Annotated in this window: 18 protein-coding genes and 1 tRNA gene; 9 read left to right on the top strand and 10 right to left on the bottom strand. The window is 35.6% G+C overall.

What is annotated here, in order from left to right; translation table 11 throughout:
* Positions 1-2043 carry an excinuclease ABC subunit UvrB gene (uvrB, locus tag HT99x_RS10970; protein WP_075064876.1) on the bottom strand — a complete coding sequence of 681 codons (2043 nt, stop codon included), beginning with the start codon at positions 2041-2043 and terminating at the stop codon, positions 1-3.
* A gap of 79 nt (positions 2044-2122) precedes the next feature.
* On the opposite strand from uvrB, the gene HT99x_RS10975 reads away from it, so the two are divergent.
* The 7 genes from HT99x_RS10975 to HT99x_RS15975 all read left to right on the top strand — a co-directional run bounded on the left by HT99x_RS10975 (position 2123) and on the right by HT99x_RS15975 (position 7947).
* Positions 2123-3316, top strand: a complete 1194-nt coding sequence (locus HT99x_RS10975) for an aminotransferase class I/II-fold pyridoxal phosphate-dependent enzyme (RefSeq protein ID WP_075064875.1) — start codon at positions 2123-2125, stop codon at positions 3314-3316.
* Between the two features lie 104 nt (positions 3317-3420).
* Positions 3421-3496 (top strand) — tRNA-Asn (locus HT99x_RS10980).
* Positions 3497-3755: 259 nt separating this feature from the next.
* Positions 3756-4001 (top strand): hypothetical protein, encoded by a 246-nt coding sequence (locus HT99x_RS10985; RefSeq protein ID WP_139016538.1) that lies wholly within the window; start codon positions 3756-3758, stop codon positions 3999-4001.
* Positions 4002-4261: 260 nt separating this feature from the next.
* A complete protein-coding gene (locus HT99x_RS10990; protein ID WP_075064873.1) occupies positions 4262-4588 on the top strand; it encodes a UvrD-helicase domain-containing protein in 327 nt (108 codons plus the stop codon).
* Positions 4589-4726: 138 nt separating this feature from the next.
* A complete protein-coding gene (locus HT99x_RS10995; protein WP_075064872.1) occupies positions 4727-6556 on the top strand; it encodes a zeta toxin family protein in 1830 nt (609 codons plus the stop codon).
* Positions 6557-7296: 740 nt separating this feature from the next.
* Positions 7297-7581: a hypothetical protein gene (locus HT99x_RS11000; RefSeq protein WP_075064871.1), complete on the top strand. Its 285-nt coding sequence runs from the start codon at positions 7297-7299 to the stop codon at positions 7579-7581.
* A 240-nt stretch (positions 7582-7821) separates the two neighbouring features.
* Positions 7822-7947 carry a transposase gene (locus HT99x_RS15975; protein WP_375338927.1) on the top strand — a complete coding sequence of 42 codons (126 nt, stop codon included), beginning with the start codon at positions 7822-7824 and terminating at the stop codon, positions 7945-7947.
* Positions 7948-8281: 334 nt separating this feature from the next.
* Here HT99x_RS15975 and HT99x_RS11005 read toward each other — a convergent pair whose 3' ends face one another.
* A complete protein-coding gene (locus HT99x_RS11005) occupies positions 8282-9391 on the bottom strand; it encodes a DUF4172 domain-containing protein (protein WP_075064870.1) in 1110 nt (369 codons plus the stop codon).
* A gap of 484 nt (positions 9392-9875) precedes the next feature.
* Here HT99x_RS11005 and HT99x_RS11010 point away from each other — a divergent pair, with 484 nt between their 5' ends.
* Positions 9876-10142 carry a hypothetical protein gene (locus tag HT99x_RS11010; protein ID WP_075064869.1) on the top strand — a complete coding sequence of 89 codons (267 nt, stop codon included), beginning with the start codon at positions 9876-9878 and terminating at the stop codon, positions 10140-10142.
* Positions 10143-10355: 213 nt separating this feature from the next.
* Here the strand turns inward: HT99x_RS11010 and HT99x_RS11015 are convergent, their stop codons facing one another.
* The 4 genes from HT99x_RS11015 to HT99x_RS11030 form a co-directional block, all read right to left on the bottom strand.
* Entirely contained in the window at positions 10356-11390 is a 1035-nt protein-coding gene (locus tag HT99x_RS11015; RefSeq protein WP_075064868.1) for an FRG domain-containing protein, read from the bottom strand.
* Between the two features lie 216 nt (positions 11391-11606).
* Complete coding sequence (locus HT99x_RS11020; protein WP_075064867.1) at positions 11607-12473, bottom strand: HNH endonuclease; 867 nt, start codon at positions 12471-12473, stop codon at positions 11607-11609.
* Complete coding sequence (locus HT99x_RS11025) at positions 12466-13110, bottom strand: OmpA family protein (protein WP_235528397.1); 645 nt, start codon at positions 13108-13110, stop codon at positions 12466-12468. The genes HT99x_RS11020 and HT99x_RS11025 overlap by 8 nt, the downstream gene beginning before the upstream one ends.
* A 47-nt stretch (positions 13111-13157) precedes the next feature.
* On the bottom strand, positions 13158-14651 hold the full coding sequence (locus HT99x_RS11030; RefSeq protein ID WP_075064865.1) for a hypothetical protein: 1494 nt from the start codon (positions 14649-14651) through the stop codon (positions 13158-13160).
* Between the two features lie 332 nt (positions 14652-14983).
* Here HT99x_RS11030 and HT99x_RS11035 point away from each other — a divergent pair, with 332 nt between their 5' ends.
* On the top strand, positions 14984-15946 hold the full coding sequence (locus HT99x_RS11035) for a DUF2971 domain-containing protein (protein WP_075064864.1): 963 nt from the start codon (positions 14984-14986) through the stop codon (positions 15944-15946).
* A 396-nt stretch (positions 15947-16342) separates the two neighbouring features.
* On the opposite strand, the gene HT99x_RS11040 is transcribed toward HT99x_RS11035, so the two are convergent.
* From HT99x_RS11040 to HT99x_RS11055, 4 genes are all read right to left on the bottom strand, one after another.
* Complete coding sequence (locus HT99x_RS11040) at positions 16343-16945, bottom strand: DUF2971 domain-containing protein (RefSeq protein WP_075064862.1); 603 nt, start codon at positions 16943-16945, stop codon at positions 16343-16345.
* Positions 16946-17618: 673 nt separating this feature from the next.
* Entirely contained in the window at positions 17619-18776 is a 1158-nt protein-coding gene (locus HT99x_RS11045) for an ankyrin repeat domain-containing protein (protein ID WP_075064860.1), read from the bottom strand.
* Between the two features lie 1396 nt (positions 18777-20172).
* A complete protein-coding gene (locus HT99x_RS11050) occupies positions 20173-20355 on the bottom strand; it encodes a hypothetical protein (RefSeq protein WP_075064858.1) in 183 nt (60 codons plus the stop codon).
* Positions 20356-20891: 536 nt separating this feature from the next.
* Entirely contained in the window at positions 20892-21185 is a 294-nt protein-coding gene (locus HT99x_RS11055; protein WP_075064857.1) for a hypothetical protein, read from the bottom strand.
* Positions 21186-21309 lie beyond the last annotated feature (124 nt).

Consider the following 21309-nt stretch of genomic DNA (forward strand, 5'->3'; position numbering starts at 1 on the left):
TTATTTAAAGGCTGCGTCTTTTAACGCTTTAATTTCATCACGAATGGCAGCAGCTTGTTCAAATTCTAAGTTCTTCGCACACTCATACATTTTCGCATCCCAACGTTTAATTCGCTTGGTGATTTCATCAGGCGTAAACGCAGTGTGCGTTTCTCGAAATTGTCGGATCTCTTCCACCACTTCATTAGGTGGTGCTTCTTTACGCGTTCGTTTAGCAACTTTCTGCTGCGATTGACGGGTAAAATAAGCTCCTTCCATAATGTCAGTAATGGCTTTTTTCACGCTGGCTGGGGTAATGTTATGCGCTTTATTATAAGCTTGCTGCTTGTTACGGCGTCTATCGGTTTCTTCCATTGCACGATGCATGCTACCCGTCACCTTATCAGCATACAAAATGGCGGTGCCATTAATATGACGCGCTGCTCGTCCAATTGTTTGAATTAAAGAACGGGTTGAACGTAAAAAACCTTCTTTATCAGCATCAAAGATGGCAACCAAAGAAACCTCTGGCATATCCAACCCTTCTCGCAATAAATTGATCCCCACTAACACATCAAACACGCCAAGACGTAAGTCACGAATGATTTCTACGCGCTCAACCGTTTCTATTTCAGAATGCAAATAACGTACTTTTACGCCCTGCTCTGCCAGATAATCACTTAGATCTTCCGCCATTCGTTTGGTTAAGGTGGTAATTAAAACCCTTTCTTTTACCGCAATTCGCTTGTGAATTTCTGATAAAACATCATCAACCTGATGGGCAACGGGTCGAATAATCACTTGCGGATCAATAAGGCCTGTAGGACGAACAATTTGTTCAATCGGTTTACCGGAGTGTTCTAATTCATAGTCACCCGGTGTTGCAGAAACATAAATAGTTTGTCTGATGATATTTTCAAACTCTTCAAAGCGTAATGGACGATTATCTAATGCCGATGGCAAACGAAAGCCATATTCCACTAAGGTTTCTTTACGGGAACGATCGCCTTTATACATGGCACCAATCTGCGGCACCATCACATGCGATTCGTCTAAAATCATTAACGCTTCTTTCGGTAAATAATCGATTAACGTGGGTGGGGGATCCCCGGGCTTGCGCCCTGATAGATGGCGAGAATAATTTTCAATCCCATTGCAATAACCTAGCTCCAACAACATTTCTATATCATATTGCGTACGTTCTTCTAAACGTTGTGCTTCTAATAATTTACTGTTATCACGTAATTCATCTAAGCGTTGTTTTAATTCCAATTTAATATTATCAACAGCATCTAATACTTGCTGACGAGGAGTCACATAGTGTGACTTAGGATAAATCGTAATACGGGGTACGGATTGTTGTACTTGTCCGGTTAATGGGTCAAAAATTGAAATACTATCAATTTCATCACCAAATAACTCAATACGAACGGCGAGTTGATCAGACTCTGCAGGAAATACATCAATCACATCACCGCGTACGCGAAAAGTAGCTCGGCGTAATTCCATATCATTACGGGTATACTGTAGTTCTGATAATCGTCTTAAAATTGCTCGCTGATCAATTTTTTCGCCACGACTTAAATGTAACATCATGGTCAGATAAGATTGTGGATCGCCCAAACCATAAATAGCAGAAACCGTTGCCACAATAATGGCATCTTTTCGTTCTAATAAGGCTTTGGTTGCCGAAAGACGCATTTGCTCAATCTGTTCATTGATAGAAGCATCTTTTTCAATATAGGTATCAGAAGAAGGAACATACGCTTCCGGTTGATAGTAATCGTAATATGAAACAAAATATTCAACCGCATTCTCAGGAAAAAAGCCTTTCATCTCACCATAAAGTTGTGCTGCCAAGGTTTTATTGGGCGCCAGAATTAAGGTGGGTCGTTGCAGCGTTTCGATGACTTTGGCAACGGTAAAGGTTTTACCTGAGCCTGTTACCCCTAACAAGGTTTGATGCAGCACTCCATCATCGATCCCTGCTAACAACGACGCGATGGCTTGGGGTTGATCACCTGCGGGGGCAAAGCTTGTTGCCAATCTCAGTTTTTTACTCATTTTCTGCAAAATCTTATCAGTTCGACTCAACTATGGCATATTATCGCATTTTTATGATTATAATGATGAGGGTACTCGATTGGACATCCAACTTGCAAGTCGCGTTAAGCGCATTAAGCCGTCTCCCACGCTCGCTGTCACACAACGGGCTGCCGAATTACAAGCGGCAGGTCAAGATATTGTCAGCCTAGGTGCAGGTGAACCCGATTTCGATACCCCCACTCATATCAAAGAAGCCGCCATTAAAGCGATTAAAGATGGCAAAACGAAATATACCGCAGTAGATGGGATCCCTAGCTTAAAAGATGCGATTATCGATAAATTGCAATCGTTTAATGGCTTAGATTACACCCGAGATCAAGTGATTGTTTCCACCGGTGGCAAACAATGCATTTACAATCTGTTACAGGCGGTTATTCAAGAAGGCGATGAAGTGATCATCCCAGCGCCTTATTGGGTATCATACCCGGATATGGTTTTACTGGCCGATGGTGTTCCGGTCTTCATCCCTACCGATATGGCGGCTCGCTTTAAAATCACGCCAGAGCAACTGGAAGCGGCTATTACGCCCAAAACCCGCATGCTCATTATCAATAGCCCCTCTAACCCCAGCGGGATGTCTTATACGCATGCTGAATTGAAAGCATTGGCGAATGTCTTATTGAAGCATCCCAATATTCTCATTGCGACCGACGATATGTATGAGCATATTCTGTGGACAAAAGAGCCCTTTGCCAACATTGCTATGGTCTGCCCTGATTTGCTCGATAGAACCATCGTATTAAGCGGCGTCTCCAAAGTTTACTCCATGACGGGATGGCGTATTGGCTATGCCAGTGGCCCTACCACCATCATCAAAGCCATGAATAAAATCCAAAGCCAAAGCACTTCAAATCCAACCTCTATTTCGCAATATGCAGCAGAAGCTGCTTTAAGAGGTAATATGGATTCCGTGCATGAAATGGTTACAGTCTTTAAAAAGCGCCACGACTTCTTGGTGGAACAACTCAATGCCATTGAAGGTATTCAATGTGCACCTGGTGACGGTACCTTCTACGCTTTCGCCCGTGTCCAAGATGTCATTGATCGCATGCCTTTAATTAATTCAGATATTCAACTATCAGAGCATTTAATTAGCGTTGCCGGTCTTGCCCTGGTACCCGGCTCTGCATTTGGTGCTGATGGCTACGTGCGTTTATCTTTTGCTACTAGCATGGAAACGCTAGAAAAAGCGGTAGAACGCTTAAAGCGTGGTTGTGAAGTCACCCTTTAGTATTATGGATATTATGGAGCCGCTACTTCGTACTGGCGGCTCTTAAAAATATCGTCTTGACTTAAGGTGTAGGTGAAAGTACTATCTTGGCCCTACGAGACAATTCCCCGATAGCTCAGTCGGTAGAGCAAATGACTGTTAATCATTGGGTCGCAGGTTCGAGTCCTGCTCGGGGAGCCAACTTACTAATGCTACCTAATGTCTTCAAAATCTACACTTTCATCTTTAGAACTCATACCTCATCAAGCGTTACTATTTTAATCTTTTTTTATTTCTAGAGTTCATGGAACACCCCTGGCCAGTTAGAAATAATCAACCACAATAAAGTTTCTTTCTTCACTAAGTTCTCTCTTTGGGGTTTCGCATAACCTAAACTCACCTTAGATATGTTAATCAATGGTAATCAAATAAATTTGGTCAACTATATTGCAACTGGTTAATGAAAAACCTAAATACTTGTGTGGAATCCCCAAACAAAATGTGTACCTTAAATGAATATATAAATACACATGATATACAGCATATTCTTTTAGGGAATGGCTTCAGCAAACAGATTTTTGATGGGTTTGATTGGCATAGTCTTGTAGATGGGTGTACAGAAATAGCTGATCTTCAAGAAAAATATGAAGAACAAAATTTAGAAATATTTATTGACACTCACGCAAACGATGAAGAAAAAAAATAATTATTAGTAAATTTATTGATTTTTTTAAAGAAACCATCCAAATGGTATAAAGGTAAAAGGCAATCGCATAAAAAATTATGAATGCATTATTGAAACATTAAAAGTTAAATCTATATTTACTTTAAATTATGACATGCTCATTTATTGGGAATTGTTGCAGTAGCAGCTAAAAATGATAAATTTCGTGATGGATTTTGTAACAATCTAGCTTTTGCACACTATTGTTTTAATAACTTCGATGGTACGGCCATATACTACAAATGGTAGATGAATTATACTTGAAATTTATATCTTTTTATCAAGCCATTAGTTTCGACGATCAGATTAGATTTGCGCATGAAGAGTTAATCAAAAAAGAAGTTACAATTGATTTTTACAACATAATATTTGATGAATATCAAGATTTTAATAATGTTGAAAATGAATTTATTAAACTTCTTTCTTTCAACATGAAAAGCACATTATTTGCTGGTGATGATGATCAAGTTTTGTATGCTTCATTAAAAGGAATCTCAGGGCATCGAAAAGGATCATTAATTTTCTTGAACGGGTTCATCAATGAGTTGCAAAGAGCTTGCCTTGATTAAGGTGTATTTACATCTACGGTTAATCTGAAATTGTCGCCATCTCACCCCCTCTTATTAGCAGAGTAATAGCCATAAAATATAGAATAACGACATTTCAATAAATGATATCGAATGTCATAAAGCTTCGGAGCAGCAATAGTGATTGCCGAACAATTTTATCAAAATCAAATCAACAAACTTAAAGCAGCTTTGTTAAGTAATAACGTAGCCTTACCCAATGCTGTTTGGTTATGTGATTTGATGTCCAAAAAGATGCTGATGCATGCTAATCTGTTGCAAACATATAAAGAAAAACGCACAAATGGTTGGAAAGTCGACCCCATCAATCCTGTTGACTATTTAAAACAAATAAAGTCTCCTAATAGCATTATTTTAATCGATACGCCACATACACTTCTTCAAAATTCTTTTTATTCATTTGAATATGTCGGTGAAATTTGTGAATTAGTGGGCAATCATCGATTAATGGAAAATACTATTCTTTCTCCAGAAAGATTAGCCTTGTTCTACATGACTGCCTTCATTGTAACTGAAATTCAACGGGATCCTAAAGCTAAAGACGAAGAAAAACGTCCTGAGGATGATTTAAGTGAAATGGTTTTCAACACATTTTATCCGGCAGTGTTAAAAGCACTTGATTCTAGTGAATATAAGTTGAAGATTAAAATGTGTAATCAGGATATTGATGATTACCTTAAAGATACTTTGGATATATGTGTTAAATATAAGATGGATTTGCCACTAATTTTAAGTCAATTAAATGATGAAAAACTTATAGAATATATAAAATATTGCTCAAACTTACAAGATCGCTCAAGGCAAAACAAATGTGAATTAGGAGCTATGCTTAAGGATGTTTTACCTAAAGCACTGCACACTAAGATTTATAATGATTTGATGAATGAAACAGTGGCTAAAATTGTTGAAGAAGTCGGTAATCAAATTATCGATGAAAATAATTATCCCAGAATGGCCTTAGTAGCTGGCAAAGATAGGCATACATTCATGATTGTTGGCGCGCCTGCTTGTGGCAAAGGAAGTGGAGTTCTCAAAGCAGCTAATGTTGTTAAACAAAATGGCTTTGAGTGGAGAAATGTGTGCAAAATAAATACCGATGATCATCGTCATATTGTAAGTCAAGGTTTCAAATTAGGCGAGGATGCAAGAAATTATGCTCAGTTAAATAATCTCGAAGCAATGATGATTAGTAGAATAGCCACAAAAAGATACGAGCAAAAAGTAAAAAATGGAGAGGCACCACATTTACTTTTAGATACCGTTTTACCAACCATGGGCAAGTTTAAACTGTGTTTGCAAAACAATGCGCAAATGCATTTATATGTTGTTTCAGCACCCGTGGATGTATCTATAAACAGAATGATGTTGCGAGGCCAAAAAACGGAACGTTATGTTAGTTCAACGTTTTTAATTGAATCACATAAGTACGTAAGTGCAGATTTTATCGAAAATATAGCTAAACTTTCTCAAGAGGGTGAAAACATTGACTTTGTTATCTTGGATACAGATGTACCTTTTGGCACAGATCCACTTGTTGTTATGTGTGGTGACAGCCGTAGAAAAGTAATCGAAGTTGTTGATCAACAAAAAGTTGCCTATTTTTACGGAAAGAAAAACATTAATACCCAAGGAAGAAGTATGAAGGAATTATATACTGATCTAGATGGCAATGTGATTAATGAGTTTGATGATTCATATATTGAAAAATTATGCCTCGCAGGATTCAAGGTAGATGGTGTAAAAGCAGTGAGTGAAGATAGTGTTAATTTAAATGCAAATGATGATGCCCAAACTTTGATATTTAACACAAATGTTTACTCAAGTAATAGCAAATCAACATTTCTGAATGTAAATAAAACCTTAGATAATGACGATAATGATATCATAGAAGTTTCTACTGACTACGGTGAAGAACTGTGCCTAAAAGAGTCAACCCCTCGCTTTGATTAATGACACTTGCGTTTATATAACTTTTATTAATAAATTCTAAAATTTCAAGATTATTGCCTTGTAGATATCTCACAAACGGCGATTAAATTAAGCGATTATTTAATAATTAACAACTACTACTTCCTTATAAATTGATTATTTGAGTATAAATATTATTTATAATGGCGCAATGAAGCTAATGCATTAAATCTACAACACCCCGCTCGATAAATTATTCTGATCCCAACAAAGGCAAGTACAAAAATGTCGATACATTTATGCCTTGTGTTGTGATTGGTTACGCTCGGGTCTTCGAGTTTTGAGAAGTGATTTAGAAAATCAGCGATTAACATGCCGTTTATCCTTAATAAGTCGAAATATTTATTATCTAACAAGGGCAGTTATCCAGCATTGCGTTGATCTATGGCTGATATTTTTAAGTTTTGGTGTGATTGTGCTCACATCCGTGCAGGTAAACCCGTGCAATAGCCCTGTCGGAGATGTGCCTAATCACACTAGAAATATCTATTTGACAATCTTATAATCAAGTTGACTACCATATTTATGGTAAAGATGTTGAAGATGTCGTTAAAAGTGAAATTTCTCCTATTAGTAAAACGACAAATAAAATTGACCCTATTGACAATATTCATGAAATGTTAAAAAAGATCAACATTAAGAACCGCTACGATACTACAAGAGTAAAAAAGAACATTATAGGAACTGCGTTCTTTAAAAGCCATCAGCGTCAGGAACGAAATATGCAAATCACAGATTTGCAAAACAACATCGATAACGCTGCAAAATTGCTTAAAAATGGCGCTGAAGCTACGTTGGTATTTGTAGGTCTTGATACTAAAATTAATAATTTATTAAACACTATTGAAAATGAAACAAAACTACTAGGAAAATCTAAATTACAAAAAGTAATCATAGATCTCAAAAAAGATATTAACTGCATGAAAAAGGAATTAGGAATTCCCATTGATGAATACGAAATGGCCAGTGTTAAGAAACGTTCTGGTCCTCCACGTAATCAATCATAAATGATACAGCATTTCACCCTGTAGGCGAATAATTGAATCAAGGCATAGTATAATTATAGTTTTTTATGTGCCCACACGGTATCCATTATTACAGCCATGATTATTGCTGGAACTCTTTTATTTTTTAATGGTTATATCTGGTTTTCGGTAAATCGAGATTTTCTCATTACATTCCTTCAGGGGCATAGTTTGCCCGGAGAACTCTAGTTATCAATGGCTCAATTATAAGGGGGGATTACAATTCTAGATAATGCCGGTTATCATAAAAGTGAAAAGATTCAAAAATATTTAAAGAAAAATAAATGGGTTAAACTAATTTTTCTGCCTCCCTATTGTCCACATTTGAATCTAATAGAGCATGTTTGAAAATACTTTAAGCAAAGTGTGATTTATAATCGATATTACGCAGATTTTGCTAACTTCAAGCAGGCATGTGCCCATTTTTTGCAGAGTAATCATCGCAAAAAATTTGCAACTTTGTTAACAGAAAAATTTCACTTAGTGCACAAAAATTGGAGTATGTTAACTCCTAATTTTGGTATAGCTTGAGTATATAGTTGTCTAGCCTTCCCGCAATCTTTGTACTTGTAACGCGCCTAATGAAGCACCCGTAGAAAAATTGCCATTATCGTCAAAAACCATAGAACGTATTCCTTGTAATTTTTTTATAAATTTTTTTCGTCTTGAATTCTGGAATATTTTATGAAATTTCATCTAACAAGCGGTAGCTAGTACTTCGTCCACTACCAAGGTTTTGTATAAATATTCCTCTAGACTTTAAATCCTGAATATCTCTTAGCGCTGTGTCTGTCGAACATTTTGCCAGTTTGGCATATTTTGATGTATTCATCTGTCCCACAAAATTATCTTCTAACATGCGATTGATAATAAGACGCTGTCGATCATTTACAGGGTGTTGATTAACCTTGTCCCAAAGCTTCGCTTTAAAGAGTACTTTACCCAATGATTCCTCTGCATTAGAAATAGCGCGTCCAAGACAATCTAAAAACCATTCTAGCCAACCAGTAATGTCAGATGTGCTGCGTTGCTGTCTTTCAAGCTCGTTGTAATAGTCTTTACGCTCAGCTGCAAATTGCGCAGAAAGGCTATAAAAACGTTCTGATAGATTATCTGCTCGAGCTAGTGCCATATCAGCAATGGCTCTGCCAATGCGACCATTTCCATCTTCAAAAGGGTGAAGTGTAACAAACCAAAGGTGAGCGATCCCTGCTCTTAAAACGGGATCAACATTGCTTTTACTTTCAAACCACGAAAGAAATGCTGACATCTCCTTTTTAAGCTGATCTCCACTTGGCGCTTCAAAATGAACCTTCTCGTATCCAATGGGACCCGAGACAACTTGCATAGGACCATTACTATCGTCGCGCCAATTTCCTACAATAATTGAATGCATCCCACTGCGCCCAGTAGGAAACAAAGCAGCATGCCAATCAAATAAACGTTTTGAGGTAAGTGGCTTGAAGAAGTTTTGGGTAGCATCCAGCATCATTTCCACAATGCCTTCGACGTTACGACTGGCAGGTATCAATCCAGCAATATCCATTCCTAAACGACGTGCAATAGAAGAGCGCACCTCTTCAGGATTAAGGTTTTCTCCTTCAATTGCTGAGGACTTCACTACGTCGCTTGTTAGGGTATTAAGACTCGCTTCGCGCTTAAGTTCAAAGCCTAGGCCTTCCATTCTTCCCAATAAACGACCTTGTTTATACCTAAGTTCAGCTAACTTGGAAGATAGTTTTTGAACATCCCAAGTAAAATTGTGCCAATCCTGATGTTTGTATATCCACATATATAATCACCGCATTATTTGCAGTGATTATAGCTTATATTTGTCGCACAAGCAACATTTAATGCCGCATATTATGCGGTGAATAGTGCCGCTATTCACCGCAAGCCTTTATCTCACTAATATGGGGCAGGCGATAAGGGATTTAGGCCAGCTTTCAACCGTTTCTAGGATCTCAACCCAAAAAGTTCGAAAATCGTCCCGCTCGGGGAGCCAAATTACTAATCCAAGCTCAAGCCTTCAAAACTCTACACTTTCTTCTTATCCACCTAAGCTTTATCAAGTATTAATCTTTGGCCCTTTTTTATTCCTAGCGTTAAAGGGACACTCCTGGGGCACTTGATGCCAACCCATGTCAATGGAGCTTAGTTTTTAGCCACCCTTTGCCATTCACTGACTTTGTTAAGTAGCAATGAATTTAAACTGATACTATTCTAAAAATATAATTTAGTTATCTTGCCATAAAATTAAAACTCACGGAGCAGAAATGAATCTTGAATCTATCTTCACTGCTAAAGGCTCGAAAGGCCAAATCATCGATGTTCAGGTTGATGATAATGCCAATTTACATGTAAATGGAGAAAAGGTTGTTGTAGAGAAAAAAGTATCTTTTAAGTGCTATGAGAGGATATTAGCGACCTTAACAACCTTCGCAATAGTAGTTCAAGCAATCATTGGGTTCTTAAATTATAATAATATTCAAAAGCAACCTCCCAAGGTACAAACGCCAACAATGTCTTCAAACCTTAAATGAGCTGGTTGGGTTAAAAATGAAGGATTAAAAACGCCTAATTTATTTAATTATGCTTCCTTCTTTTAATGTAATCTTAAGCAATGGTTCTCATTTTTAAGTTACCCATGAGTGAATGGATATTTTCTGAAAAGCCGTGAAGATTCAAAGATTTTAAGCTAGCCCTTAGTATGCCCCATCAACACAATTTTCAGATACAATAATATCATTCATATTTCATTCGGTTTTAAAGATATCTGTATAAACCTCATTTACGGCTTTAATTTTAACGGGATCAGTGCAAGCTTTTTTTCGAAAATTGCTGAATATTTTCTGAACTAAATTTACCACAGACTCTAGCTTAAGCTCACCATTGGAGCTATCTAAATTCTCCGCAAGCCATTCTTGAATTTCGCATTTCTCTTTAATTATATCTATGGTCTCTTGTGTGATAGCCACGAGCTGTCCGCCACCTGTACGCGCATAATATTTCTGTGCATACTGATTACAATATTGAACAACGCCTTCAATACTATCTGGATACAAAGTTCTTTTTGATATCCCTTTTTCATCAAGATGCTCTATACACTTTTTGCTATCAGTACGCTTAATATATATTTTTCTAAAATACTCATGTGAACCTTCATCTAAAAAACACTCTATGGGCAAATACTTTTCAGTGAGAGTAAACAATCCTTTCTGATTTAATACCCTTGTATTATCTGGGCATAAACAATCTTGAAATTCAATTTTAGCACCCAGTTGTTCTTTTGCTTTTTTTACATCAAAAAAGTATATTGCGGAATATTGGCCCTTAGAAGAACTCGTTATATCTTCAAAAGCAAAATATAATGCGGTTTTAGAATCATACGTCCAATCTAACAAAGGGGTCATTAATCCATGATGCCTCCCCAAAAACCACAACTGACTTCCGATTAAATCTTTGGCATATTTTTCTTTCCCGTCTAAATTGGATTCTTTGAGATTTTCACTAAATTTATTTAAAATATCATCAGCCTTTTCTGCATTAAGATTATTGCATAACCTGTACAACGTAGATGATAAAATCCAATTGCTGTCACTATGTCCTCTAAAAATAAAATTCCTATCTTGATCTTTTAAAAAACCATCATTTGTAACATGCAAAAATTCAGACCATAATTCAAGTTTTGAAACCGGTATACAAAAATCCTTGTGCTTTTCTAGAACAAATTTATCATACCCAGTAAATGGGGGAATCTCTTCATAGTTGCCAGGTGTAATTTTTCTCATAGTTCAAATACTCTTGTTGTATTTTATTATTGATTATATTCTCTAATCGAGTTTAGATCTTAAAATAAACCCCTTACCCTCTATCACTTCACATTAATTATACTAGAGGCTGTTTTGATCCTCAGCAGTAGTACATACAAACGAAATGTTTGCCTAATAAATAATAGCTAAACTTGGCCAATCCAGCAGAGAGTTACGATCTTAAACTAAGCTAGTTTAATATTTTTTCGATTTTAATTGTAGATACATCGACAGAAATTGTTTGTAATCATGACTACTTTTCATATGTCCATGATCAGGCTCATCTGCATGACACTTCGCACACAACACTTTCAAATTATGTTTTGTATTATTGTTTTTTTGACCATCTATATGATGAACATGTAGATATTGACGAAGACCAGCATCTTCTAAACATACCTTACAGCTCTCACATCGGTAGCCTGCTTTAATTCTTAATTGCTTACTTGTGACATCCCAATCATCAGGATAATCATTTACTGGAGCAGTATCAGAATCATGAGACGGCAGTGAGGTTAGCAAAGATTTAGAGAATCTCTTAAAAAAAACTGAAATAGAAAAATCAGCAACAATAGCATTTCTAGATGTTCTTTCCTGAGTATAGTTTTCCCAATTTAAATGAGTTAAACAATTGCGACACACATTTAATTTCTCATATCGTATGTCAATCTTACTGTCTTTCATTACATTAACTTGAAAAACCCCATTTTCTCTACGATACAATACATATCGCTCAGAACGTTTGTTCTTCCACATTTTTTCTAATGTCTCACATGTTGCAATATGAAACTTAGGTAATTTTATTTCTTCCCTATAGTGATTAACATCTCGAATGTAAATCAAAACTCGTTGGCCTTTATACCCAAGAGTTTTATCATCTCTAAACTCAATTTCATTAAGACTTTCAATTTCAATTCCTTCATTGTCTAGCCTAGAAATGAAATCTTCTTCTAAAAGAGAAATACCACTATCAAATTTAAATTCTTGTATAAGTTCAGCCTGCATTAACTTTCTGAGTGTGTTGAACTGCGCAAATTTATAAAAATCGACAAGCTTAACCATTTATATTTTTAATCTCTTTAGCTATTTCATCCATTCTAGATTCAGCATTTGTTACGATTACAAATTCAACACGCTGAGATCTATCATCATTTACAGACTTATTATCATTTAAAATAGGTCTTGATGAAGAAAAACCGCTAGATGTAAAATGCTTTTGCATCCATTCTTCATGTTTAACCAACGATGGCAAGCTTAAAATATATTCAAGCATAGATTGAGCTCTTTCTTGTGACAAACGCATGTTTTTTATGTAAGCAGTTTTCTTATCTTGACCTGATGACCATTTCTTTGATGTATGCCCTTCGATACGAATTTCTTTAATCGAACTTCTATACTTTTTTGAGGATGTAAGTGCAATGTAACGTGGGATAAAGTCTTTTAATATTTCTTTAAAAGCAGGTTTAACCTCATAAGATCCAGTGTCAAACAAAACATCAGGATCATCAAACCGTATTGTCATATCACCAAGAAGTTCAGCATTCCATTGTTTAAGATCTTTAGCAAACTCCTTTTGCAACGCTTGAGCGAGGTCGTTCTTAGTTTCTTCATACTCCTTAACGACTAGAGTTGTAGTTTGCTCAACTCTTAGCATGAACGTTACGGCAATTAACATAAAAACCATCATCAGGCCAGTCATGAGATCGCTCAATGGGATCCAATAGGATTGATTGTGATTATCCATGGTTATGCGGGTTCGCTATTTTTAGCTAAGCGCACAAGATCACGCAAACGCTCGGTCAAAGGCATGTAATCAGAAACGAATTTTTCTGATAAAGAAGCAAGCTGTTTACCAAGGCTAGTAAGTGAATCTGTTAAACCCTTTTCCAATTCTTTGTCTAATGCAAGTACGCCTTCTTTAATGATTCGAGCATTTTCTTGCAAACCAGCGGATACTTCTTGCTGTGATTTAGTAATTCCATCCACTAGCAGATTTTTAATTTCAGCTTGCGTTGATTGTAATTGCACACCATGATTTTTTATAACTTCAGAAGTTTGCGCTTCAACATTCGCTACTGTATCTCTAATGGTTTTAACGCTATCATTAATGCCATTGTATAATGAGTCTTGAGTTTTTTTCACAATATCAAATAACAAGTCTCTCATTCCATCATTTGCTACTGTTATTTCAGTAGTGTAATCAGAAATGATTTTTACTGTTTCAGTTTGTACTAGCTTAACACCTTCAGATATCTCAGAAATAAGTTTTTGGGTATTTGTTGAGAAACCAGGAATATGGTCTTTCATTGTACTTAAAAGCTCACTTAAGGCTTTTTCTTGGATAAAAAGTACGTCTTTTTGTTTATCCATGGATTCAAGCAGAGTCTTTAAATTTTGGGCAATGTCTGAAAACTGTTTTGCGTGTTCAACAACTGACGTAAAGGCTTCTGACGCTTGTTTCATATCGCTTGAACATTGCGATTGATATTCTTTTATAGTATCGAGCTCATCTTTGTATTGTTCCTGCCAAGTGACCAGCTTTTCAACCGCTTGATTGAGATGTTTGAAATTCTCGCCAAATTGTTCTGTCAAATTTTGATTAAAATCTCTAATTGCTTGTTGCAATGCCTCTATAAACGCTTTTTGGTTATTTTCCACCATGTGCTTAGCAAATTTATCAAAGGATTCCTGTAACTTACGTTGCTGATCGTTAGAGTCTTGTCTCAGCATTTTCACCTGTGAAAGTAGAGAACCTTCTTCATCTCCTGACAATGTCTTTCTTAAATTAATTATTTCTTTTAACAAAGGTTCAAAGGGTGTTGACGCAATTTCTTTGCTTGCTTGATGAAGAGTATCTTTACAAAATTTGTGCTTAATCCTAATACCTAGAGCACCGACCACACCAATAAAAGAAGAGCAAAAAGCGGTTTTAATCCCATCAAGTAATGATGGAATGCTCGCAGTGATATTATTGCTATTAAAATGTAATAAGGACCAAGCTATACAAGCGAAACATCCTACAATTCCCATCGTTGTTAAGATTTCTGGTCCATAGGTCACAGCAAATCGATCAAATTTGATCAAGAAAAATACTAACAAACAAACAGTAAGCCCCATCCAGAAAAGCTCCAAAGATGAGAACTGTTGCAGCATTGAAATGATAGTAGGCGCATTGGTATTTTCAGAAGCTAATACAGGGAAGGAAAGCATCGTTAATGTTAAGGCAAAAATTCTACTCATTATGTGATCTTAATATTATTTATAAAACAAACTTATCCTCCTTGATTTCTATAATGCTAGGTTGATTATGACTCATATATCATAATTAGTTACAAAGCTTGCAATGGTAAGCATTTTATTTGAAAAATTACATACAACCAAGCCTTCTTTATTGTATTTATCTTGATTTACATGCTTTCGATTGCTTTATTTTCTACTTCATAGCTCTTATTACAGCTTATGCAGTTATTCGTCGTGATGGTTAATTATGGCTTTCATATTTCTATAAAATTATTTTACTTACTAATAAATCATTGTAAAATATAGCTTCCTTAGTACCCGCGTAGCACATAATGAAGTCAGAAAACATAGTAAAGTTCTATCACTATAAACCTTTATCAGAAAAACAGCATTTAACATTCCTTGAAAATTACCTAAAGCAGACAGTCTGGTTTACTCCGCTAAAAGAGTTTAATGACCCTTTTGAGGGCAAATTTTTATTTAAAGGTTTTACGCCAGAATACATTTTAAATAACCCTTCCTTACTCAACCATTTTTTAAAGCATTACCAAGGACGCGGCGAACCTAACTTAACTGCGAATGATCTAAAAGTAAGACTGGGCTCTCCTGAGTTTCAACAAATATTCAATCAGCAGTCTCATCAGCAGCATCAAATGATTAAAGATGCATTCTCCAATCATGGGGCGTTATGCTTAACCCCCAAGAATAATAATATCCCTATGTCAGCTTATTATGCCAATGATCACAAAGGATATTGCGTCGAATTCTCGGTTGATTTTACTTATATACAAAAGCATGCCAGCGTTGCTCCTAATATGCTTGCCGAATTTATCCATAACATTAATACGGGAACCAGCATATTGTCGTTTCAATTAAAAGAGCATGGACAAGAATTTGTTTTCACTAAGGTCAGGTATAGCAATGAAATCCCTACAATCGATCTTGAGGTTCTTTTCGGAATAACTAACGAATACAAACAAACTGAATATTTGGTAAAAAATTCTGTTGGGGTCAAACTTTCTGATTGGGATCATGAAAACGAATATCGATTGATAGCAAACTCGAACAGCAAAAACTGCGGATTGATGAGTCTGCAATACTATGCTCCATTTTTAAAGGTTACTGCCATAATCATGGGTGCCTGCATTGAGAAAGAAAATGAGGAAGAAATACGGAAACTGTGCAAAACATATGGGATCCGTTTATACAAGGCAGTCTGCTCGGAGTTTGCTTATGAGTTTACAATATTGCTAAGTGAAGAAAAAATGTTGTCAGAAACAGAGAGATCTCTTTAGCTTTATAAATAAAATAATTCACTAAAGTATGAGGCTAGGTATGCCCCTTCTCAAGGTTTAATTAAGGCCATCGGTATACCTGCCCCCTTTGTCATGGTGGGTTTCTTTATCGCAAAAAGAATGAGAATACTATGATCTCAAAACCACTTCAATTTAAATTACATTTTCCTTACACTTATTTGGGATAAGTCATACCCATTCGTACCTAAAAGATCTTCTATCTCACTTTGGACTAAGACTGAGTCTCTACCTATAATCACTTCACAAAGCTGTTCAAAAACAATATTTTTATTGACTGCTCTTCCACTCACAATGAACTTGGGCAATATTTTCTTAGTAGGTCCCCTATCCATCATGCACCATCTATGCTCCTTTTCTTCTCTCCAAACATTTGACTTATATCTTGGCATATTTGGGTATATTCCTTACAAAACCATCAACATAGGTTAAATATTCTTGTTCCGATTTTGTCATGGCAAGTAATCTTGCAAATGTTTCAACAAAAATTAAAAGATCATCACTAATTGCATTTTTTCCATATTTTACATGCATAATAATTGAGGGAGATTCTTTGGAGTAATCTATGTCGTCATGTTTTTTGCAGTCGCTTGGGGAAAATCCTAAAGCAACACCTTTGTGATTATCTCCGTAATTAATCCATAAATGATTATTATCAAATTCTATACAAAAGCAGATCACATAGACACATACTTTTGCTAAAAATAAATCAAATTTGTTTAAAAAGTCATTACAATATCTTCCTCGATATGGCTTAAAAACTTCGCAAATAAAGTTTTTTGAAAATTGTATTTCGTTATTATCATTTAATTTATCAAAGCTTGTTAACAATAGGTTTTTTGAAGCAATTATATCTGGAAATGCTGTTGTAGCGGTGAAGTGATACAAGTTTGTTTTGACTAGATCATTTTTTTTGTTACGGGAATGTATTTGAGATTTTAAAATATCAAATTTTTTAATTAACCTGGACTTTTTACTCATACACATATCTTAATAAAAAACAGGCGTGTCATTTTTATAAATAGAATAAATCATTTTGAATGCCTTTTCATTTCAAATCATGATATTGACTTTGCATCTCAGTAAACCGTTTTTGCAATTTCTGGTAATGTTGAATATACCTATCATTTACCAAAAGAGCCTCAACTTCAATCATTCAAATTGACAAATACTTCCAGATCCGGCAATGCAAGTTCATTACAATATATCGGCATGGAAAATAATGAATTATTGTTCGCGCATCTTACCTATGATAATAAAATTCTGAACGAGAATCTTTTCTTGGAGAAAACGGGTACTAACTTGGATACAAAAATATTAAAAATTTCAAAAGATCAGACTATTTTTCTGGTAGATGGCAAAAAAATTGAAATTATTTCAATTAAGGATAATCAGATCCAGTTAAAAATTTTAACTTCTTAAAAAAGGCGGTGAAAACCGCCTTTCATTAATTTTCAGTTGATTGCTCATTCTCATCTAACAAACGATAGATAGTGCTACGCCCACCTCTGGCTTTAAACTCAAGAATATCCTAAGCGCTGTATCGCTGCGGCATTCCGCTGCTTTTTAAAACCAATTATTTTTAATGCTCACTACAGCACAACTATCTCAGCTGAATCACTTTACCTAATACATGAAAATCAAGCTATTGATTTCAGTGTTTAAAACCTATTTTCATTTTTGCCTCAGGAGTCATGCGCCCTTGCGTGTCAATTTTCGACGATTGCTTCAATTTATAACTTTTTAAAACAGCTCTTGGTGACGAAATATTTTTTCGGATTAACTTACCATACAGGGCCAATTTTCTATTTCTTTCTATCATGAATGTATTAATTTTATTGTTAAAGTGAATTGCTATTGGTTTTAGCGAAGGGTTTTGTGTCGCGTAAAGTTGCTTTTTTCCATTATGAACAGGGGGTTCTACTTCGTGCCTATTAATTTTTAGAAAATCTATAGGTCTTTTTCCTTGTTTAGAAAGCATGTCAGTTTTTGCACCTTCATTAATTAAACGTTCAACCATATCAGGCAAACACATGATGACTGCCCAATGTAAAGGAGTTAAACCATGCTCTGAATCAGCTTTATTAATATCAATTTTTTTAGTTTTTAATAAAGCATCAAATATTTCATTGTTTCCCTTTTGAATGGCTAATATTAACGGTGTACAGGGGAAACGACCTTGAGTCGCATCATTTAATAAGTATGAATTCTGCTTTTGAGCTAATTCAATTAATGCAAGAGCAACTGGATTATTATCAAAGCCGATAGCGGTACTCAACGGAAGCTGTTTAAACAGCTTGTCTCTATTAAATTTAACACCAATTGTCATTAAAAAGTTAAGCACACTTTGGCATTGTTGCTTAGATAATTTGTGTTGTACCTTTAAGCCTAAATAATAAGGTGGAAGGGTAATAAAAGGATTTTCGTTGGCGCGATAGGAGGAGCTGCAAAATGCCTGCAATAAATTTCCTTTAATTAAATGTCCGGCCTCGCCTTCAATTAAATATTTTAAGGTCTTAAAATCATTATCTAAAAATATTGTTTTATGATCTCTGCTCAATTTTTTTAATTCATTTATGTTCGCTTCTAAGCAAGCATTCAAGATTTGGCATCTTGCACTATCATCAGTTTTATTCCTAGGAAAATTATTGTCAGTACTATGGAGAAAAATTCCAGCAAAAACAGACCCTAAACATAACAAAATTGTACCTGTTAGTCCTAACAATCCTCCCCAAAATACAAGAATAGCAAAAGATGAAATAATCATTGCAAGCGCAATACCACTGGATTTGGATAATTTAGGAATTGACATTTTTTAAAACCATCTAACTCATGAAAGTCATCTAGTATACGCTTCCGCAATATAAAAGACCATTTTTAATGAAAGGAAATGGGATATGTCGGACCAATTTACCATTCATAGAATGGATAAACTAAGAGACCAGTACCGTATTGTATGTGTAATCTCAACACCAAAAGTTCGAAAATCGTCCCACTCGGGGAGCCAACTTAAATTAATAAAACTTACAAATATTCTTTCTTGCTAATTACTCTGCGTTAAACAACCTTTCGCAATAATTGCTTAGGCTTTCAAACTTTTCACTATATTAAACAGTTCGGAAATTCTAGATAGTTGCTTTAAACTAAAAAAGAATTCCATTAGAAAATTTGGCATAAAGTGCTTATGCCCCCATCAAGCATCAATCTATCCAAATAATATGTTCATTAGCTGGTGATCTTGGTAAATACATACTTAGCAATGGCGTATCGCTTATACCTGTAACATAACTGGACCATCGTAGATGATTGTCTCAATGCTAAGGGATAATCTAGTTAATTTTAGCATTCTTTTATCGCTTATTTCTCGAGCGCTCATCTACATAAGTTATAATAGCCATTTGTTGGTTCAATATGACCATATATCTAATTACTGTATGACAATTTATAAATTGATGATAATGTGAAAAGCTAATTGTTCTCATACTTGAGTATTTAAGTATTTTTTATGAAAAATAACGTACTTTTCTTTATTATTAGTATTGTGTTTGGATTTTTAATTTGGTTTGTAAACCATCACTTTAATTACAGTGGTTCCCTATTCTTGGCCCCTTTATCCCCTCTATTCAAACCTGTGACATTACTATTTTTTTGGGGATTAATTTTGTCATTTTTACCGTGTAATATATTCTTAATGATTGCAGGAACTATATTAGGTCAATTTATTTCTTGGATACCCGAGATTATGCATCCCCCATCCAGTTCTGTCGGTGGTGCATTCTATGTTCTAGGCAATATATTCCTCTTGGGAACCAGTTTTATTATCCTTACTGGTAACAGGGTGGGTAGGATTCTAAATAAATTGGCTATTAGAAAACTAGAAAAGACAGAGAATAAAGCACTTTTGCGAAGACCTTAGTATTAAATTATATTTTTACAACAATTGCATTCAACGCATTGCTTGCGGCGATTAAACACACTATTCACCGCAAACCCTATTCCTCATGGACGATGCAGGCGGATAGGAGTTTCGACCAGTTTCTAACCGCATCAAAATCTCTACCCGAAAAGTTCGAAAATCGTCACACCCGGGGAGTCAAACTTCAGAAAATAACAAAGTACATTATTCCAACTTATCCAATTCCAATGCCTTTATAAACCCGGATTTATAAAACAAAGTACTACCGTGTTTTATAAGCGCTTGCTTGGATTTAATAACTAATTTTAAATGTTGCATCTGTTAATCGTCCACGCTTTTCTCTCCAACGTACAACAGCTCGGTAAAGTAACGTTGGCTCATCTGAAAGCTTATTAAGCTCTTTTTCTATAACTTCTTGCAGCATTGGAGTAATTAATGAAGGTTGCCCCCCTTTAAATAGGAAATTTTTACTCACTTTATTTTCCTGAACTGCCGATATCAAATATAAGACAGAACATAAATTTTAAGGTTCAAAATTTGTTATTGTGCTCTACACATTCCTTTGTTTTAGACACAATAAGCTTAATTAATGAAATTTTAGGGTGTTATTACACATAACACAGATTAAGGGGGGCAGGTATACCGATGGCAATCTAACTAGGGTCATCGGAATACCCTGAGGGATCCCCACGAATATTTCTTGATAGTATCGTCATTGCGAGAAGAAGCCGGTGTAATAGGTTGAAAATACACCAAAATTACACGGCTGAAGCGAAGCAATCCATCTGAATATATTTCTTACGGAACTCTGTAAGATAAATACTCAGATGGATTGCCAACGCAAAAGACATTATGGCTTATCATTTTTTTACGTTTTCCCCGCGTCTTTTGCTCGCAATGACCAAAAAATTTCGTGGGGATACCTCAGTCGGTATACCTGACCTTTTTTTCTTTAGAAAAGATCAGGACGCGCAAGCGCGCCCTAGTTTATCAAGAATAAATAGTAAATCTCTACATTTTATATGTATCAACGAAAACGCCATACAATACTCTTGAATCAGGATCACTGTTTAACGCTGCTCCTGTATAAGAGCCTCCCAAATAACCTAAAACACCACCAACGCCCACCATGCTTAACATAGCAAGACAATTGAGCTCAATGGAGAAAGCAACTAATCCACAGGTACTTCCTAACATCACAGCAGGAACCACACCCCAATTATAAAGTGTTTCAGCATATTCTTCCGACGTAAAATAACTGCCACCAGAAATAAGGTACGCTTCTTTATCATTAAGTTTTTTCATCTAATCTCACCAACATATCTTTTAAAGAAAAGAAATTTAACATAAGAAAGTCCTCTTTGAAAGAAACGGGGAGAGATAACAGGATGCTTGATCAAATGACATCATTTGTTACTTGAATGCCTGA

The sequence above is a fragment of the Candidatus Berkiella aquae genome, from assembly GCF_001431295.2.
In the GTDB taxonomy this organism is placed as follows: Bacteria; Pseudomonadota; Gammaproteobacteria; order Berkiellales; family Berkiellaceae; genus Berkiella; species Berkiella aquae.

Excerpts from the sequence above, each read along its gene's own strand:
- uvrB (WP_075064876.1), bottom strand. The coding sequence starts at position 2,043 with ATGAGTAAAAAACTGAGATTGGCAACAAGCTTTGCCCCCGCAGGTGAT.
- HT99x_RS10985 (WP_139016538.1), top strand. The coding sequence starts at position 3,756 with ATGAAAAACCTAAATACTTGTGTGGAATCCCCAAACAAAATGTGTACC.
- HT99x_RS10990 (WP_075064873.1), top strand. The coding sequence starts at position 4,262 with ATGGTAGATGAATTATACTTGAAATTTATATCTTTTTATCAAGCCATT.
- HT99x_RS11000 (WP_075064871.1), top strand. The coding sequence starts at position 7,297 with ATGCAAATCACAGATTTGCAAAACAACATCGATAACGCTGCAAAATTG.
- HT99x_RS11005 (WP_075064870.1), bottom strand. The coding sequence starts at position 9,391 with ATGTGGATATACAAACATCAGGATTGGCACAATTTTACTTGGGATGTT.
- HT99x_RS11010 (WP_075064869.1), top strand. The coding sequence starts at position 9,876 with ATGAATCTTGAATCTATCTTCACTGCTAAAGGCTCGAAAGGCCAAATC.
- HT99x_RS11015 (WP_075064868.1), bottom strand. The coding sequence starts at position 11,390 with ATGAGAAAAATTACACCTGGCAACTATGAAGAGATTCCCCCATTTACT.
- HT99x_RS11020 (WP_075064867.1), bottom strand. The coding sequence starts at position 12,473 with ATGGTTAAGCTTGTCGATTTTTATAAATTTGCGCAGTTCAACACACTC.
- HT99x_RS11025 (WP_235528397.1), bottom strand. The coding sequence starts at position 13,110 with ATGACTGGCCTGATGATGGTTTTTATGTTAATTGCCGTAACGTTCATG.
- HT99x_RS11030 (WP_075064865.1), bottom strand. The coding sequence starts at position 14,651 with ATGAGTAGAATTTTTGCCTTAACATTAACGATGCTTTCCTTCCCTGTA.
- HT99x_RS11035 (WP_075064864.1), top strand. The coding sequence starts at position 14,984 with ATGAAGTCAGAAAACATAGTAAAGTTCTATCACTATAAACCTTTATCA.
- HT99x_RS11040 (WP_075064862.1), bottom strand. The coding sequence starts at position 16,945 with ATGAGTAAAAAGTCCAGGTTAATTAAAAAATTTGATATTTTAAAATCT.
- HT99x_RS11045 (WP_075064860.1), bottom strand. The coding sequence starts at position 18,776 with ATGTCAATTCCTAAATTATCCAAATCCAGTGGTATTGCGCTTGCAATG.
- HT99x_RS11055 (WP_075064857.1), bottom strand. The coding sequence starts at position 21,185 with ATGAAAAAACTTAATGATAAAGAAGCGTACCTTATTTCTGGTGGCAGT.